General features: G+C 35.4%; 10 protein-coding genes. 1 reads left to right on the top strand and 9 read right to left on the bottom strand.

Annotated features, from left to right (window positions below; translation table 11 throughout):
* Positions 1 to 158: 158 nt before the first annotated feature.
* Positions 159 to 290: a quorum-signaling peptide NprX gene (gene nprX, locus AC3EMB_RS03195; RefSeq protein ID WP_459245346.1), complete on the bottom strand. Its 132-nt coding sequence runs from the start codon at positions 288 to 290 to the stop codon at positions 159 to 161.
* A 2-nt stretch (positions 291 to 292) separates the two neighbouring features.
* The gene (locus AC3EMB_RS03190; protein ID WP_001187938.1) at positions 293 to 1,564 is read right to left on the bottom strand and encodes a helix-turn-helix transcriptional regulator; all 1,272 of its coding nucleotides are present in this window, start codon (positions 1,562 to 1,564) and stop codon (positions 293 to 295) included.
* 198 nt (positions 1,565 to 1,762) lie between these two features.
* On the opposite strand from AC3EMB_RS03190, the gene AC3EMB_RS03185 reads away from it, so the two are divergent.
* Positions 1,763 to 3,226 carry a nicotinate phosphoribosyltransferase gene (locus AC3EMB_RS03185; protein ID WP_000150179.1) on the top strand — a complete coding sequence of 488 codons (1,464 nt, stop codon included), beginning with the start codon at positions 1,763 to 1,765 and terminating at the stop codon, positions 3,224 to 3,226.
* Positions 3,227 to 3,428: 202 nt separating this feature from the next.
* On the opposite strand, the gene AC3EMB_RS03180 is transcribed toward AC3EMB_RS03185, so the two are convergent.
* From AC3EMB_RS03180 to fdhF, 7 genes are all read right to left on the bottom strand, one after another.
* Positions 3,429 to 5,795: a heavy metal translocating P-type ATPase gene (locus AC3EMB_RS03180; protein WP_488517455.1), complete on the bottom strand. Its 2,367-nt coding sequence runs from the start codon at positions 5,793 to 5,795 to the stop codon at positions 3,429 to 3,431.
* 23 nt (positions 5,796 to 5,818) lie between these two features.
* Entirely contained in the window at positions 5,819 to 6,196 is a 378-nt protein-coding gene (locus tag AC3EMB_RS03175; RefSeq protein WP_000918378.1) for an ArsR/SmtB family transcription factor, read from the bottom strand.
* Positions 6,197 to 6,511: 315 nt separating this feature from the next.
* Positions 6,512 to 7,927: an amino acid permease gene (locus tag AC3EMB_RS03170; RefSeq protein ID WP_001284897.1), complete on the bottom strand. Its 1,416-nt coding sequence runs from the start codon at positions 7,925 to 7,927 to the stop codon at positions 6,512 to 6,514.
* Positions 7,928 to 8,030: 103 nt separating this feature from the next.
* Positions 8,031 to 9,164 (bottom strand): alanine dehydrogenase, encoded by a 1,134-nt coding sequence (gene ald, locus AC3EMB_RS03165; protein ID WP_001219741.1) that lies wholly within the window; start codon positions 9,162 to 9,164, stop codon positions 8,031 to 8,033.
* A gap of 368 nt (positions 9,165 to 9,532) precedes the next feature.
* On the bottom strand, positions 9,533 to 11,404 hold the full coding sequence (locus AC3EMB_RS03160; protein ID WP_488517454.1) for a glycerophosphoryl diester phosphodiesterase membrane domain-containing protein: 1,872 nt from the start codon (positions 11,402 to 11,404) through the stop codon (positions 9,533 to 9,535).
* Positions 11,405 to 11,559: 155 nt separating this feature from the next.
* A complete protein-coding gene (locus tag AC3EMB_RS03155) occupies positions 11,560 to 12,042 on the bottom strand; it encodes a helical membrane plugin domain-containing protein (protein ID WP_001040540.1) in 483 nt (160 codons plus the stop codon).
* 12 nt (positions 12,043 to 12,054) lie between these two features.
* Complete coding sequence (fdhF, locus tag AC3EMB_RS03150; RefSeq protein WP_488517453.1) at positions 12,055 to 14,991, bottom strand: formate dehydrogenase subunit alpha; 2,937 nt, start codon at positions 14,989 to 14,991, stop codon at positions 12,055 to 12,057.
* Between the last annotated feature and the right edge of the window lie 278 nt (positions 14,992 to 15,269).

Raw genomic sequence — 15,269 nt, 5'->3', positions numbered from 1 at the left:
CCCCTAATAAAAAATTTTTTTGAAAAAGAGTAGTTTCATATTAGCATTATGTTTCCACTATTAATATACTAAAAATTCAAATAATTTTTTTCTCAAGTTTTGTAGAATTTTGAGGAACAAATATTGAAAAAACCCTTTCCGATTGGAAAGGGTGGAGATTATAAATTAAATTGTTCAACAGTTTTAGCTTGTTGACCAACAATATCAGGTTTACTGCTATATTGATGTATTCCTCCAGCAACTGTAAGAGTCAATATAAACGCCAATACTCCAAATACCATCTTTTTCATGTTTATTCCTCCTTATTATCATTCATTAAATCAATAACTAACCTATAATATCGATTACTTTCTTCAAATCTCGATAAACTGGAAAAATGTTCTGCTAGTTCAACGTATACTTTCTTTAATTCTATTTTATTTCCTGCAGATTTATACAACGGGATAGCCTCATTTTCCAAAAATGCTTTATAATCTTTTGCTTCTTCAAAATATTTATATCTAAGCATTAAAAGCAAATATAATTTTGCATTAAATCTCTCTTCCTGTTTTGCTGCATCAATTCCCTTATCAATTAATGTCCTTGCCTCTTCCAATTCTTCTAATTTAATGCATACTAATGCCATTTCGTATATTGTATCTAAATAGTTTAAATCTATTTGTTTTTGAAGTTGTAGACTATCTAAATAATATTTTTTCGCTTGCTGATATTTGCCTTTTTTATAATAGATACTTCCCATATTACTTAAAGTAATAGCTAATAGTACATCCTTATCAGCAAAAGATGTGGCCTCTCTCAATATACTCTCATACATTTTTAAAGCTTCTTCATACTGACCTTTTTCTGTATAACTTACCGCAATAAGGATTTGGCAATTAATTATGTTTCTAAACTTATATTCACTACGAAATCCTTCTAATGCCATATTTACAAAATGAATTGCAAGATGATGAATATCTAAATGAGTATATGCAAGCGCTATATTATAATACAAGCCTGTTTCATGATACCCTTGTTCTTTGGCCATTACTTCTGTTTTTAATAAGTAATCTAGCCCATCCTTCCATCTATACTGTAAACAGCACAATAATCCTCTACTATACATATATAACAACTTCTGAAATGGAGAATATTTTTTATATACCTTCTTCAACTTATCTAATTCTTCTTCGAGTGCAGAAATATCCCTTTTCATAATTAAATAACGTGTATACAGCAGTTTATAATAATTTATAATTTCAAAATCCAACACATGCTTCATTTCACCTTGCAACTCTTCATATATACGTTCTACTTGTTGCTTGTCCAAATGAACTAGTGCATTCAACCATTCATCCAGCTTCCCCTTCACATCTTCTTCTACATCTCTCAAATCCGTCACAGCAATTTCTAGTCTTGCGCAGAGCAATTGTAGAATTTCTTCTGATGCTTCGATCTTTCCATTTTCGATCTTACTTAAGTATGAGACAGAACAAATGCCCTGACATAGTTCTTCTTGTGTCATTTTTTGCTGAAGCCGTTTGTAAAAGACTTGTTTGCCTATTTTTTCTAATGTTTGTTGCATTGTCCTCCTCCATTCTCATTACCCCATTACTCTAATAATACATAAAATTTGGAGAAATATAAATTGATAAATATAAATTTTCTAAAAAATATGCATAATTTCATTTTTTTCTCTCTTGACTTCACTTCAATATCTCTTCTTTGCTACGAATGGTGAAAAATTGGTATACTATAACCAAATTATGGAGGTGTTCTCGCGATGACTCATTATAAAGACGATAGTTATGCCTTACATACAGACCTATATCAAATCAACATGGCTTATACATATTGGAAAGATGGTATTCATAATCGCCGTTCCGTGTTTGATTTATACTTTCGAAAGCTTCCATTCGAGAACGGTTATGCTGTTTTTGCTGGCCTTGAGAAAATTGTAGAGTACATAGAAAATTTCAGCTTTACTGAAAGCGATATCGCTTATTTAGCAGAATTACAATTTGAAGAAGAATTCCTTCATTATTTACAAAATATGAAATTCACTGGGACGATTCGTAGTATGCAAGAAGGTGAAGTTGTATTTAATAACGAGCCTTTATTACGCGTTGATGCACCACTCGGTGAAGCACAAATTATTGAAACCGCTCTCTTAAATATTGTGAACTACCAAACATTAATTGCAACAAAAGCAGCCCGTATGAAACATGCTGCAAATAATGATGAGCTTTTAGAGTTCGGCACAAGACGTGCCCACGAGTTCGACGCTGCCCTTTGGGGGACGCGTGCTGCCTTTATTGGTGGTTTCTCCTCTACAAGCAATGTTCGTGCTGGGAAACGCTTTGGGATCCCTGTAGCTGGCACACATGCGCACTCGTTCGTTCAAGCATATCGCGATGAATACGTCGCATTTAAGAAATACGCTGAAACTCATAAAAAGTGCGTCTTTCTCGTTGATACATATGACACATTGAAATCTGGTGTTCCAAATGCAATTCGTGTTGCAAAAGAATTTGGGGATCGTATTGATTTCTATGGTATACGTCTTGATAGTGGTGATATGGCTTATTTATCGAAAAAGGCACGAAAACTACTAGATGAATCAGGGTTTACAAATACAAAAATTATCGCTTCTAGCGATTTAGATGAATACACAATTATGCACCTTAAATCTCAAGGAGCAAAAATTGACGTATGGGGCGTTGGGACGAAATTAATTACGTCCTTTGAGCAACCTGCATTAGGGGCTGTTTACAAACTAGTTGCGATTGAAGATACTGACGGAAAATTAAATGATACGATTAAAATTTCATCTAATCCTGAAAAAATTACCACTCCAGGACTGAAACGAATTTATCGTATTATCAATCGGGTTAACGATCATGCAGAAGGCGATTATATTGCGTTAGATTCTGAAGAACCTGAAAAAGAAGAGCGCTTAAAAATGTTCCATCCAGTTCACACATATATAAGTAAATTTGTAACAAACTTTGAAGCCCGTGAACTCCATAAAGACATTTTCGTTAACGGTGAAAGAACATATGAACTACCAAGTATATTAGATATTCAACAATATAATGAACAGAGTCTCGCTCTATTTTGGGAAGAATACATGCGAACTTTAAATCCCGAAGAGTATCCTGTCGATTTAAGCCAAGAATGTTGGGATCATAAAATGAATTACATTCAAACTGTTCGAGAACAAGTTGAAAAAAACATACAAAAGTAAACAGAGAAGTTTCTCCTTCTCTGTTTTTTTCAATACTATATGGATATTTGTAAAAATATATTAAAATAATAAGACGAATGTTTTTTATTTGTAAATTTTAATATTATACTATTTAAAAGTAAAATAATATTTGATATTATTTTATTGAATCAATTTCAACAAAATCACTAATAAAAAAGAGGACGCAGGTTGCGTCCTCTTTTTATAAATCCTTCACTCGTAATACACGCATTGCATTTAACACTGCAAGTAGTGTCACACCAACATCTGAGAAAACAGCTTCCCACATTGTTGCAATACCAAAGGCACCAAGTAATAGAACGATCCCTTTTACACCTAAAGCAAAGATGATATTTTGCCATACTATACTTCTTGTGCGTTTTGCAATTTTTACAGCTGTCGCAATTTTCGAAGGCTCATCAGTCATAATAACGATGTCTGCCGCTTCAATTGCTGCATCTGATCCTAAACCACCCATCGCAATACCAACGTCTGCACGGGCTAATACTGGTGTATCATTAATACCGTCACCAACGAAGGCAATTTTTTCTTTTCCGTGCTTCGCTGCATCAATTTTTTCAATCTCTTCTACTTTTTGTTGCGGTAGTAATTCCGCATGAACTTCATCTAAGCCTAATTCTTTACCGACAGCTTCACCAACTGTTTTTGCATCACCAGTTAACATTACTGTCTTTTTAATACCTAGTTCTTTTAACTTTTGAATCGCTTGTTTCGAATCCTCTTTCACCTCATCAGAGATAACAATATAACCTGCATATTTTCCATCTACAGCAACGTGAACTAATGTACCTACTGTTTCTGGTTGTTTAAATTCAATATTTTCTTTTCTCATTAATTTTGCATTACCTGCAAAAATTTCTTTTCCTTGTACTTTTACAACTGTACCGTGACCAGAAATTTCGTTATAATCATCGATTATTTTTTCATCAATTGATTTTCCATATGCCTTTCGAATAGATTGGGCAATCGGATGGTTAGAATACACTTCAGCAAATGCCGCATACTCTAATAACTCTTCGCTTGTAGTACCTTCACTCGGTTCCATTTTTGTAACTTTGAAAACACCTTTTGTTAATGTTCCTGTTTTGTCAAAAACAATATATTTTACATCATTTAAAGCTTCTAAATAGTTACTACCTTTTACTAACACACCACTTTTAGATGCACCACCGATACCTCCAAAGAATCCAAGAGGAATGGATACAACTAACGCACATGGACAAGAGATTACTAAGAACACTAAAGCTCTATAAATCCACTCAGAGAATGTAGCCCCTTCTAAAATAAGCGGTGGAATAAACGCCATGATCGCCGCTGTAATAACTACAACTGGAGTGTAGTAACGCGCAAACTTCGTAATAAAGTTTTCTGTTGGTGCTTTTTTACTGCTTGCATTTTGAACTAAATCTAAAATTTTCGATACAGTTGATTCACCAAACTCTTTTGTAACTTCAATTGTTAATACACCGTTTTGGTTCACAAAGCCACTTAATACATCATTTCCAACTTCAACTTCACGTGGTACAGATTCACCAGTTAATGCTGAAGTATCTACCATTGATGTTCCTTCAATTACTTTTCCGTCTAATGGTACTTTCTCACCTGGCTTAACGATAATATAATCGCCAATTTGTACATCTTCTGGTGATACTTGTTTCGTTTCATTCCCAATCTTTACATTCGCATAATCAGGACGAATATCCATTAATGAAGTAATTGATTTTCGAGAGCGGTTTACCGCAATGCTTTGGAATAGTTCTCCTACTTGATAAAATAGCATTACTGCTACGGCTTCTGAATATTGCTGAATTGCAAAGGCTCCTACAGTTGCAATTGCCATTAAGAAGTTTTCATCAAATACTTGGCCGCGAGTTATGTTTCTTACCGCTCTCCAAACGATATCTCCACCTATTAATAAATAAGCAAGGACGAATAACGGAATTGTTACCATTTGTGGTAAGCTCGCTAATGCAGCAATTGCTGTCAAAATTCCGCCGACCACTAATCTCCCTACCATCTTTTTCACGTTTGCTTCACCATGATCGTGACTATGTCCGTGGTCATGACCGTTCTTCTCTTCACGAACAACTTTCACATCTGGCTCTAACTTTTGAACGACATTTGTTATATTTGCTACAGTTGCTTCTAGTTCTCTTTTATTCGCAACTTCTACTCGTAGTTTCTTCGATACGAAATCAACAGTTGCTTCTGAGACATCTGGCATTTCCTTCACTTTATTTTCAATTTTCATTGCACAGTTCGCGCAATCTAAACCTTCTAATATAAATACTTCTTTAGCAATTTTATTTTTTTGTTCTTCTTGCACTTTAATATGCGGTTCTAATTTTGTAACGAGTTGTTTTGCTTCCGTAACAACTTCGTTTTCTTTATTTTGTGCTGTTTCTAAGATCATTGTCTTTGTTGCGAAGTTTACAGAGCAAGAATTTACTCCTTCTATATTCCCAACACCTTTTTCAATTTTCATTGCACAATTCGCACAATCTAAACCTTCTAACATCAGTTTCTTTTTCACTAACGCTTCAGCCATCGTTCTCCCTCCTCGCGTTCTTTTTATTCTTCTTCGTTTACGTGTTCAAACGCTTGCTCGAAGATATGAATTACGTGCTGGTCAGCTAACGAATAATAAACAACCTTTCCTTCTTTACGATTCTTCACAAGTTTCGCTTGCTTTAACACACGAAGCTGATGCGAAATAGATGATTGTGTCATTCCTAATAAATAAGCTAAATCACAAACGCACATTTCAGCTTCAAATAGCGCATGTAATATTCTCGTACGTGTACGGTCACCTAATACTTTAAATAGTTCTGCTACTTTACTTAAACTTTCATCAGTTGGAATTGTTTGTTTTACTTGCTCAACAACTTCTTCATGAATTATCGTTTGAGAACATGTCTCTTGTGGTGTTTCTACTTTATTTCCAGCCATTATAGCTCACCTCTTTAATTGAACATATGAACAATCATTCATATATCTTATACTCTTATTATATGAGCGCCTACTCATATGTGTCAATGAAATCTGAATTTTTTTATGAACATTTCGTTCACATTTTAGTAAGGCATATACATATTTTCCGCATCCTCCATATTCTCATACAAAAAAGGATGTACAATTCGCACACCCTTTTTTCATATTCCGACATAAAAATTCAACAAAGTAATATATGTTCCCTTTATTTCAACAAAAGAAAAAGCCTTGCGCGCTCCCTAGACGCACAAGGCTTACTGTGTTTATATCCCTTTAATTAGCTTGTTCTAAATTATCCTGCGAACTTCCATCGTCTTTTAAATGACTATGTTTTTTCGAATAAACAAAGTATACAACTACTCCAATCGCTAACCAAATACCAAAGTATATCCATGTTGTTAACGGTAAATTTACCATTAAGAATAGACAACATGCAATTGAAATAATCGGTAAGATCGGTACAAGTGGTACCATAAATCCACGTTGTAATTTCGGATGCGTTTTACGAAGAATGATAACAGTTACACCAACCATGGCGAATGTTAATAACGCTCCAATATTCGCTAAATTCGACAATTCTTTTAAATCGATAAATCCAGCAATTAAAGCACTACCAATTCCTGTTAACCAAACTGAAAATGTTGGCGCTTCAGTCTTCTTGTTAATTTTCGCAAAAGATTTTGGTAATAAACCGTCACGACTCATTGCGAAGAATACACGTGTTGTCGCATAAATGTAAGCGAAAATTACAGCCATAATACCGATTACAGCTCCAATAGCAATTACACCAGCCACTTTATCTTGTCCTACAACCTCTAACACATATGCCATCGCTTCCGGTACATCTAGCTCTTTATAAGAAACCATACCCGTCATAACGAGACAAACTACAACATAAATGATTGTACAAATAACTAACGAAGCAATAATACCAATTGGTAGATCACGTTGCGGATTTTTTACTTCTTCAGCAGAAGTTGCTAATGCATCAAATCCTAAGAAAGCAAAGAATACTGCTGCTCCCCCTGCGAACACTCCACTTAAACCGTAAGGTGCAAATGGTATCCAGTTTTCTGGTTTCACGTAGAATACACCAACTGCAATGAATAAAACAACAATACCAATTTTAATTAATACCATTATGTTATTCACACGCTTACTTTCTTTCGTACCTCGTGATAATAACCAAGTTATCACTAACGTAACGATAACTGCTGGTAAGTTTACCATACCACCTTGCGCTGGAATTGTTAGCAACGCTTTCGGAATTTCAAGTCCCAGTCCACTCACTAAATTATTGAAATAACCAGTCCATCCGCCAGCTACTGCGGCAGTCGTTACGACATATACGGATAACAATGTCCATCCCATTAAATGAGCAACAAACTCACCAATTGTTGCATACGAATATGTGTACACACTACCTGAAACAGGAAGTGTAGACGCAACTTCTGCATAACATAATGCTGCAAATCCACAAACAATTGCTGCAATCATAAATGAAAAAATAACTGCTGGACCAGCATCTCTTGCTGCTACTAATCCAGTTAATACTAGAACTCCTGTACCAATTATCGCACCAATCCCTAGCATTGTTAGGTCAAATGCCCCTAGCGTTTTCGTTAAAGTTTTACTTTTACTTTCCCCTAACAATTGCGTAACGGATTTCTTTTTAAATAGGTTGGCCACGATGTATGCCCCCTTTTACTAAGAAGAGCTAAGAGGTATTATCTCTTAGCTCTTATCATGTTGTATTATATATTGTTCGATTTTGTTTTGTATAATGCTTCTATTAGCAAGATACTGTTTCTGCTTCTAATAATTCTTTAGCACCTTTGTACTCTACACCGTGAGCTTCTGCAACTGCTTCAAATGTTACATAGCCATCTAATGTATTAATACCTTTTAATAATGCAGAGTTGCCTAGGCAAGCTTCTTTGTAGCCTTTGTTAGCAATTTGTACTGCATATGGTACTGTTACGTTTGTTAATGCAAGAGTTGATGTACGTGGAACCGCACCTGGCATGTTTGCAACTGCATAATGAACAACGCCGTGTTTTTCGTAAGTTGGGTTATCATGAGTTGTAATACGGTCAGTTGTTTCGAAAATACCACCTTGGTCAATCGCGATATCTACAACAACAGAACCTGGTTCCATTGATTTAATCATTTCTTCTGTTACAAGTTTTGGAGCTTTTGCACCTGGGATTAATACTGCACCGATTACAAGATCAGACTCTTTTACAGCTTCTGCAATATTGTAAGGATTAGACATTAAAGTTTTTACTTGATTTCCGAAAATGTCATCTAATTGACGAAGACGTTCTGCGCTTAAGTCGATGATTGTTACATCCGCACCTAGTCCAACTGCAATTTTAGCAGCATTTGTACCAGCTTGTCCACCACCGATGATTGTTACTTTACCACGTTTAACTCCTGGAACACCTGCAAGTAAGATACCTTTACCGCCTTTGTTTTTCTCAAGGAATTGCGCACCAATTTGTGCAGCCATACGACCAGCTACTTCACTCATAGGTGCAAGTAATGGTAGAGAACGGTTTTCTAATTGTACTGTTTCATATGCAATCGCAACAACTTTCTTCTCAATTAACGCTTTTGTTAATTCTGGCTCTGGAGCTAAGTGTAAGTATGTGAATAAGATTAAGCCTTCACTGAAATGTTTGTATTCGCTTTCAATTGGTTCTTTAACTTTCATAACCATTTCCATGTTCCAAGCTTCTTCAGCTGTATCAACAATTTTTGCTCCCGCTTCAACATACTGAGCGTCTGTGAAACCAGATCCTAAACCTGCACCCTTTTGAATGAATACTTCGTGATTGTTACGAATTAAATGTACAACACCTGCTGGTGTCATTGCCACACGGTTTTCGTTGTTTTTAATTTCTGCTGGTACCCCAATACGCATAATGAAATGCCCCCTTATAATTAACAGAAAAAAGAGATTCTTTTTTCTTTTTGTAATAATTAATAACTTATGTCCTTATTCTAGCATAACTTAAAAGTTATGAAAACGCTAACATATCATTTTTCTAAAGTTTATATATTTAGAATAGTGTAAATATATAAAACATTGATTCTATTAGGGGTTTCGTGACATTCCATTATCTTTCACTCGATTTTTATTATACTTCTTCAAAATAAACAGTAATCATTTATTATTTGACAATAATGTAACAATGTAAAAAACTAAGCGATAACGTATACATATACAGTTATTACTTTACTTAATACTTTAGAGATATATTCTTTTCACAAAAAAACAGCTGCTAGCATTTAGCTAGCAGCTGGGTAACTTATAAATAATTTTAAAAACAAATCATCTGTCGTTTCAGTAATTTTATCAAACAAATCACTCTCTTCCGCTTCTTGCTCTTTTAACATCTTAATTGTTTCACGTGCGTCTTCAGGGTAATCGGTTATGATACCATCTACGTTCAACTTATAATATGCCTTTAAATTTTCCATATCATTTACTGTCCATACGTAAATTGGTTTGTTTAACTTCCTTGCTTCTTTTACTAATTTCTTATTTAACATATATTCTTCTGCTACGTAAAAGTCAGCCTTCACATTCTTTAAGTTAGCTCTACTTGCATACAATATATACCCTACTTTTATATCTGGATTTGCACGCTTAAACTCTTTAATAAGTGGATAGTGTAACGTTTGAATTACACATTGCTTCTCAAATTCATTATCTTTAATCGTTTTTAAGACTTTGTTTACAAAATCTTTTTCGCCCCCATGAAGCTTCACTTCTATATTAAGTTTGATTTTGCCATTTGCTAGCTTAATGATTTCATCAAGTGTACTTATTTGTCCTGAAAGTCCATCTTGACTAAGGGTAAGTTGCCTTAACTCCGCCATCGTTAAATCTGACACATGCACATTGGCATTTGCGAGACGTTTCAGCTTCAAATCATGTATAACCGCTAGTTCACCGTCTTTCGTTTGTAATACATCTATTTCAGCGTAGTCTGCTTTTGCATCAATAGCACCTTGCACAGCTTCTTTCGTATTTTCTACGCCTTTTGATATATACCCGCGGTGCGCCATAATAATCGGTTCTTTATACGAATTTGAAATAAACGTTACAATGAAGGCAACGACCATTCCGGCAGTAATAATTCCTACAATGTATACGCCAATGAATTTCCAACGATGTTTTTGGAAGAAACATTTATCTGCTTTCGTTTTCGAATAATCTAATCCTTCTTCTAATAAAACATCTTCAACCGGTACCTTTTGTAAGTATAATCGCGTAATCGCCATAATATAAAATGGCGTCACGATAAAACTAAATAAATACAACGTACTCGTTAAAAATACAGAAATCGTTGATTCAGCTAATAATGCAAATGTTCCTTTCGGGTTTGTAAATTCATAAACACCCCATAGGCACAATAAATATATTCCCAAAAATACGACATATACAATTCCAATTGAAATAAAAAATCCTACTAAAAAGAGTAGTACTTTAAAAAAGCTTTCCTTTACTAAATTTGCACTTTTACGTGCTGCCACGCGAAATGATTTTTGCTCTAAAACAACAATAGGTAGAACGAAAATCCATCGAAGATTCAAATACGCGACTACAGCAAAGAACGTGTAATAACCAACTTGCCCCATCGTTGTCTTAAACAGTTCTCCTGTAATAAAGTTAGGAATTTGAATTTGCGGGATTAATGCCGTTTCATATCCCATATTTAAAAGAGGCAACAATACGACAGCATATAAAATAAACCCTGGTAAGCAATATGTGAAAAGAGTAGGTAAATACGTTACCGTTTTATATAAAATCGGACGTAATTTCACCTTCTGTCTTTTATGAGCGAAATACGAAATAATAATAAGCACCGCAAATTCTGTAAAGATAAGAAACAGTGCTAACAATGATAAAATTACGATTGCTAAGATCCCATAAGGCGTCTTTAAAAACGCTAATAATTCATCATTTGTCGCATTTGCATAACCACCAAAATACAATAACTTATTAAAAATGATTCCAAATAGTGGAACAAACACAATCGCTGCTAATAATTTATAAGCAAGTTGAAAAGTTAATACATTCCAAAAAGCAAATTTAACTGTTTGAAAGGAATGTCCTATTACTCCTGGTATAGATAGTTTTTTACGGTGTTGCATATATTCCTCCACATTCTAAAACGATATTTGAGATGGATTCCATATTTCCAGTTCTAATCCATCTTTTTAATAATAATATATTCCGCTTAACATGAACACTCTTATACATATAATGAAAAAAGTGATGGCTACTTCCCATCACTTTTTCATTTATTCTATTTTTTCTCTAGCCCTTGTCCAAATGCTTTCAAGAAGCTAAAACCGAATGTAATAGCTCTATTGATATCTGGATCTTTTAATACTTTAAAGAAATCCATCACTTTTGTTTTTTTACCACTATTTAATTCATCTGTTGCAAATTGCAATCCTGTAACTAAACTGGACGTAATTTGCTTCGTTATTTCTGGGTCAACTGAAGATAACGCTTCTCCTGCCCCCATCATATTGTTGAGTGCATTTTTAACTGGTTCACGATTTAATTGCTCCACAGCGATTTTTGAAACATCTTCCTTCGCAGCAAGTAAACTAATTGCCGCATCTAATATACCAGCCTTCTGCAACTGTGCTAAAAGCTGCATCGTTTCTTCTACTGCTTCACGATTATTAGATAGCTCATTTAGAAGTTCATCTGCTACTTGCTGTTTCTGTTCTTCCTCTGTTACAACTTTCTTTTTAATTACAGTAATTTCTTTCGCCACTATCTCCGCCCCCTAGTCCACAAGTGATACGTATTGTTTTCTTTGCCATTTTTGCTGGATTTCAACACCGTTTTGCGGATTACGCTTTTTATCTCTCGGGTTTGAAGATGGTAACGGACGATTCCCTTTTTCACGTAGTACACGCATCTTTACCATCGTTTGTTTGTACGCTGGTGTACACGTATAAAGATCTGTCGCCGTTCCAGTTAAAATATTGATTGCCTCTTCATTTACCGTTGCATGCATCGGTAAATATAGCTCTTTCCCCGTTACACGATCTGTAACAAGTGCCTGTACTTTAATTTTCCCAAATGGTGATGCTAATTCTACAAGACCACCATCTTTCACATTGCGCTCTAGGGCAAGTTCAGGCGAGATTTCAACGAACACTTCAGATACTTTAGATAAAATACCAGCCGATTTATTCGTCATATTCCCTTCATGGAAATGTTCTAACATACGACCATTATTTAAAAGTAAATCATACTCATCTGGCGCTACAACTGGTGGTACCCATTCATCTAATGATAGACGAGCTAGTTTATCTGGGAAGTTAAATCCGTCCACATATAATAGTGGTGTATCGCTGCCATCATGGCTACCCCAACATAAACTATTCCATCCTTCTAAACGATCGTATGTTGCCTGAGAATATAAAGGTGCAAGCGATGCAATTTCATCCATGATTTCACTTGGACTTTCATAATTCCAGTCCCCGCCAAGTGCACGAGCTACTTTTTGTAAAATCCACCAGTCTGGCTTTGAATTACCAAGCGGCTTCAATACTTCATATAATCTTTGGATACGGCGCTCTGTATTCGTAAATGTTCCCTCTTTTTCTAAGCTTGGTGCTGCCGGTAAAATAACATCAGCAAAACGAGCTGTTTTCGACAAGAACATATCTTGAACAACAAGGAAATCTAAATTCGCTAAAATATGTTGTACATGGTTGGCATTCGAATCTACTAAAGCCATTTCTTCACCCATAACATACATACCACGCAGTTTTCCTTCATCTGCCGCAAGTAACATTGCAATATTATTTAACCCTGGTGCTTTCGGAATTGTAGTACCGTATGCAGTTTCAAATTTCGCACGGAGCGCATCATCTGAAACTGCTTGGTAACCTGGAAGCCAGTTTGGTAATGTTGCCATATCACAAGCACCTTGTACGTTATTATGTCCGCGTAATGGATATGCTCCTGCACCAGGACGACGATAGTTACCCGTAACAAGCAATAGATTTGAAATTGCTGCTGAAGTTGTACTTCCTCCAGTATTTTGCGTTACACCCATTCCCCAAAGTACACAAGTACCATCTGCTTCATATACCATACGAGCCATTTCTTTCAGATTTTCTTTCGAAATCCCCGTAATTTCTTCTGTATAATCAAGCGTATACTTTTCTACCATTTTGCTATATTCATCAAAATTCTTCACATTTTCAGCTATGAACTTTTTATCGTGCCAATCTTGATCAATAATATATTTCGTAATACCAGCGAGCCATACATAATCAGTTCCTTGGCGCGGATGAATGAATAAATCCGCACGCTCTGCCATTTCATGTTTACGAAGGTCCGCCACAATTAATTTTTGGTCATGTAATTTATGAGCACGTTTTACACGCGTTGCAAGTACAGGATGTCCTTCTGTTGGATTTGCTCCAACGATAATGACAAGGCCTGCTTCGGCAATATCCTTCACTGTTCCAGCGTCCCCTCCCATACCGACAGTTTTAAATAAACCATCAGTTGCTGGAGATTGACAATAACGGGAACAGTTGTCTACATTATTCGTTCCATATATTTGACGGGCTAGTTTTTGCATAAGATAATTTTCTTCATTCGTTACTTTCGAAGAAGAAATAAATCCAAATGCATCACTTCCATATTCTGATTTAATATGCTGCATATTGGATGCAACAACTTCAAGAGCCTCTTCCCATGAAGCTTCAACAAACATATCTCCTTGGCGAATTAATGGCTTTGTAATACGATCTTCACTGTTTACAAAATCCCATCCGAATTTTCCTTTTACACATGTGGAAATACCGTTAACCGGCGCATCTGAAACAGGCTGTACTTTCAAAATGTGGCGGTCTTTCGTCCATACTTCAAATGAACAACCTACACCACAAAATGTACAAACTGTTTTTGTTTTATTCACTTTCGTCTTACGCATCGCAGCCTCTACTTCTGAAACTGCTAAAATACTACTATATCCAGGCTCTACATCCTTTACAAAATCAATCATCGGATCTAACACATCCGGTTTCAATCCAGTCATGAATCCGGCTTCACCCAGCATTGTTTTTTCCATTAACGCATTACATGGACATACTGTTACACACTGTCCACAACTTACACAAGATGAGTCATTTATACTTACACCATTGTCCCATATAACACGTGGACGGTCTAAGCTCCAATCAATCGATATAGTTTCATTCACTTGTAAGTTTTGACATACTTCTACACACTGCCCACAAGCAATACATTGATTTGGATCATATCGATAAAATGGATGTGACATATCCACTTCACACGCACTTACTTTTGGCTCATACGGATATTTCTGTTCCTCAATTCCCATCATATGTACTGTATTATGGACTTTACAGTTACCATTATTGTTATCACAAACGGTACAATACAGTAGATGATTCTCTAATATTCGATCCATTGCCTCAGTCTGTGCCTCTTTTGCACGCTGGGACTGTCTTTCGATATGCATACCGTTCTCTAATTTCGTTGAACAAGCACGCAATAACTTTCCATTTACTTCTACAATACACGTATCACAAGTTTGAATTGGTTCTACTTCTGGTACATGACAAATTTGAGGATGTTCCAAATTACTCTCGTTAAATAATTGTAGTATCGTCTTTTCACCTGATGCAGAAAATTCTTTACCATCGACGGTTACACGGACTGTCTGTTCTGCCATAGTTTCCCCTCTCCTTACAACCAACTGTACAACACAATTATGAATCCGTTTTCAAAATCGCATTACTGTACATATTTTTGAAACGCTCTACCCAAATACTTTCTTATGAAGTCGATTCTAGATGTTATAAGGTATAACTACGAAAGCTTGAAAATATCACTATTCTACAGTTCTATTATATCGTACATATACAATAATAACCAAAATAATCTGTGATCTTCTTGTTAATAGGTGTTTTTATTTTTTCCATTGTTTTATGATAAATGTGGGAGAGAAAT

The organism is Bacillus sp. LQ16, from assembly GCF_057784645.1.
This window is presented reverse-complemented; position numbering and strand designations above follow the sequence as displayed.

Bases quoted from the DNA above. Each gene is read 5' to 3' on its own strand.
- AC3EMB_RS03190 (WP_001187938.1), bottom strand. From the start codon at position 1,564: ATGCAACAAACATTAGAAAAAATAGGCAAACAAGTCTTTTACAAACGG.
- AC3EMB_RS03185 (WP_000150179.1), top strand. From the start codon at position 1,763: ATGACTCATTATAAAGACGATAGTTATGCCTTACATACAGACCTATAT.
- AC3EMB_RS03175 (WP_000918378.1), bottom strand. From the start codon at position 6,196: ATGGCTGGAAATAAAGTAGAAACACCACAAGAGACATGTTCTCAAACG.
- AC3EMB_RS03160 (WP_488517454.1), bottom strand. From the start codon at position 11,404: ATGCAACACCGTAAAAAACTATCTATACCAGGAGTAATAGGACATTCC.
- ald (WP_001219741.1), bottom strand. From the start codon at position 9,164: ATGCGTATTGGGGTACCAGCAGAAATTAAAAACAACGAAAACCGTGTG.
- nprX (WP_459245346.1), bottom strand. From the start codon at position 290: ATGAAAAAGATGGTATTTGGAGTATTGGCGTTTATATTGACTCTTACA.
- AC3EMB_RS03180 (WP_488517455.1), bottom strand. From the start codon at position 5,795: ATGGCTGAAGCGTTAGTGAAAAAGAAACTGATGTTAGAAGGTTTAGAT.
- fdhF (WP_488517453.1), bottom strand. From the start codon at position 14,991: ATGGCAGAACAGACAGTCCGTGTAACCGTCGATGGTAAAGAATTTTCT.